Here is a 2,517-nt window from a genome sequence, read left to right as displayed (position 1 = left end):
CGTAAGCGTCTGGCGATCAGCAGGATTGCGGCAAAGGCGTGATATCCGCCATTGTCAGCTGTTGTGGCAGTAGCGATCGCACCGCGTCCGGCGTCTTGGCGCAAGGCAGATGCTCGAAGATGTGAGTCAGGTAGGCATGGGGGTCCAGGCCGTTGGCCTTAGCCGTTTCCACCAAGGTATAAAGCATGGCACTGGCGTCGGCGCCCTTGGGGCTGCCAGCAAACAGCCATCCCTTCCTTCCAATAACAAAGGGACGGATGGCGTTCTCGGTGAGGTTGTTGTCGATGGCCAGGTGGCCATCTTCCAGGTAGGTAGTGAGCTGGGGCCACAGGTTGAGCGTATAGCGGATGGCCTCGCCCAGCTTGCCCTTGGGCAGCGCTTTCTCGGCCTTGCTGTCCAGCCAGGTCTTGATGTGGTCGAGGATCGGGCGGGCGCGCTCTTGCCGGGCCTCGCGGCGCGCTTCAGGCGTCAGCTCCTTGATCTCGCGCTCTACCTGGTAGAGCTTGCCGATCATCGCCACCATCTGGTGAGCCGCGCCGGTGCGCTGGCGCGCCTTGGCGGCATCCACGAAGCCACGCCTCACATGCGCCCAACACGCCATGTGACCGCGCACGGCGTCATGCCGGGCCAGCACGTGGTAGGCCGAGTAGCCGTCGGATTGCAGGTAGAAGCACGGCGCGCTAGCCGCCTCATCGGGAGGCACCTCGTCAGGAAACAGGAAGTCGTGTGGGACCTCGGCGGCACGGCTGGCCGCATACTGGAACCAGATGACCGGGTGGCCGGGTGGTCCGCCTCGATAGACCCACATGTAGGACTTCTGTGCGGCCTCGCGATCCGGCTCTCGCAGTACCTGCAGTGGCGTCTCATCGACCTGCACCACCGGGCCACCCAGCAGTTCTCGGCGAAACTCCGCCATCAACGGCGCCAGAGGATCGACCAAAGCCAGCATCCAGCCGGACATGGTCTGACGCGAGAGATCAATGCCCTCCCGGGTAAAGATCGCTTCCTGCCTGTAGAGCGGCAGGCCATCAATGAACTTGTGGGTGACCACCTGGGCAATCAGCGAGCTGTGGCCGAGGGCCTTGGGCAGGATCTGCGGCGGGCGTGACGCCACCTGTGGCCCCTGGTCAGCCCCGGGCACCTGATCGTTGGCCGGGGCGTACTTGGCCCGTTTGGTGACCACCACGTAATACTGCCGAGGGATCACGGCCAGCTGCTCGGCCGTTTCATGGCCGATCAGCACCCAGCCCTCGCCCAGCGCGTCTTTCTGCTCGTTGTCGAGATCAATGGTGCGCTCGACACGGGCCAGGTGGGAGGGCAGCGGCTTGCGCTTTGGCGTTTGCTTGGCCGGCGATGACGCCTTCGGCGCCTTGGCTTCTTGCGCCTGTTGGGCATCCGTCAGTTCGGCTTCGAGCTCACCGATCAGCACCTCCAGCTCTGCCTCGTCGAACAGGCTCAGCTGGTCCTTGCTCAAGCGGTCGGCCTTGGCACCGAACTGCTTCTGCCGCAGCAGATGGATATAGTCGAGCAGTTGCTCGATACGCTCGTCCTTGGCGCTGACTTCTTGCTCATACACAGCCAACTGCCTTGCCATTTTTTCGGCAAGTTGACGCAGTTCCTGCGGGTTGTCGGGCAAGGCATCGGGCACGTAAGTCATTGCACTATTATAAGGTAAAAGCCACGCAAAATCAGCAACATAATCTACTAAATCAGCGAGAAATCGGCTCTCCGATGTGCCTCGACACGGTTCAGGTCCAGGCCATCCAGCAGCCAGCCGAGCTCGCGCAATGACAGCTCGATACAGGGGGTATCGTCGTCGATATTCGGCCACCAGAATCGCTGGGTTTCCAGGCGGCGATACCATAGCCAGAACCCGTTGTGCTGCCAGAACAGCAGCTTGAGCTTGTCACGTCGGCGATTGCAGAAAACGAACAAATGCGACGACAGCGGATCCTGCTCCAGCACGTCCTCGACCAGGGCCGCCAGGCCATCGATGGCGCGGCGCATGTCGGTGGGGCCGGCGGCGAGGTAGACCTTGGTGTGACTGCCCAGCGAGATCATGCTGATGTCTCCAGCACCGTCAGCAGGCGTTGCAAGGTAGCAGGGTCGAAGTCGGTGGCGATCTCGACGCGCTGGCCTTGGCGGGTCACCAGGCAGAGCCCGGCATCGTTGCTGGCCGATGATTCTGAGGTGTCCGGCGCTGTTGTTGCCGCCACCGACACGGGTAACAGCCGAGGCCGCTGGGTAGTGGCCGCCGGCGACGACTCATGCCGGATCTTGCCATGCCAGTAGCTCAGGCTCTTGGAAGAAAGCCCGGCCTGACGAGCATAGCCCGCCATTGAAAGCCCGCTGTCACGCCAGGCCTCCAGATGCGAGTGCCAGAAGCGACGCTTTTCTTTCAAGGTGGTGGGAATCTGGGACATGAAGCCTCCATTCGATCTGAGATGGTGGTGAACACCACGCCATGATCAAGGCTTCAAGGCGACTTCAATAGATGCAGATGGCGGGACGCTTACG

3 protein-coding genes are annotated in these 2,517 nt (G+C 62.1%); all 3 read right to left on the bottom strand.

The genetic code is table 11. The annotated features are described in order from the left end of the window. Positions 1-16: 16 nt before the first annotated feature. The 3 genes from tnpC to tnpA are packed head-to-tail and all read right to left on the bottom strand — an operon-like array spanning position 17 to position 2,423. Positions 17-1,657 carry an IS66 family transposase gene (gene tnpC / locus DU506_RS20995; RefSeq protein WP_114488768.1) on the bottom strand — a complete coding sequence of 547 codons (1,641 nt, stop codon included), beginning with the start codon at positions 1,655-1,657 and terminating at the stop codon, positions 17-19. 47 nt (positions 1,658-1,704) lie between these two features. After that, entirely contained in the window at positions 1,705-2,061 is a 357-nt protein-coding gene (tnpB, locus tag DU506_RS20990) for an IS66 family insertion sequence element accessory protein TnpB (protein WP_114488767.1), read from the bottom strand. Then, entirely contained in the window at positions 2,058-2,423 is a 366-nt protein-coding gene (tnpA, locus tag DU506_RS20985; RefSeq protein ID WP_114488766.1) for an IS66 family insertion sequence element accessory protein TnpA, read from the bottom strand. Before tnpA ends, tnpB begins: the two co-directional genes overlap by 4 nt. Positions 2,424-2,517: the final 94 nt, after the last annotated feature.

Origin of the sequence: Vreelandella rituensis, from assembly GCF_003336665.1 — a bacterium.
In the GTDB taxonomy this organism is placed as follows: Bacteria; Pseudomonadota; Gammaproteobacteria; order Pseudomonadales; family Halomonadaceae; genus Vreelandella; species Vreelandella rituensis.
This window is presented reverse-complemented; position numbering and strand designations above follow the sequence as displayed.

Bases quoted from the DNA above. Each gene is read 5' to 3' on its own strand.
- tnpC (WP_114488768.1), bottom strand. From the start codon at position 1,657: ATGACTTACGTGCCCGATGCCTTGCCCGACAACCCGCAGGAACTGCGT.
- tnpB (WP_114488767.1), bottom strand. From the start codon at position 2,061: ATGATCTCGCTGGGCAGTCACACCAAGGTCTACCTCGCCGCCGGCCCC.
- tnpA (WP_114488766.1), bottom strand. From the start codon at position 2,423: ATGTCCCAGATTCCCACCACCTTGAAAGAAAAGCGTCGCTTCTGGCAC.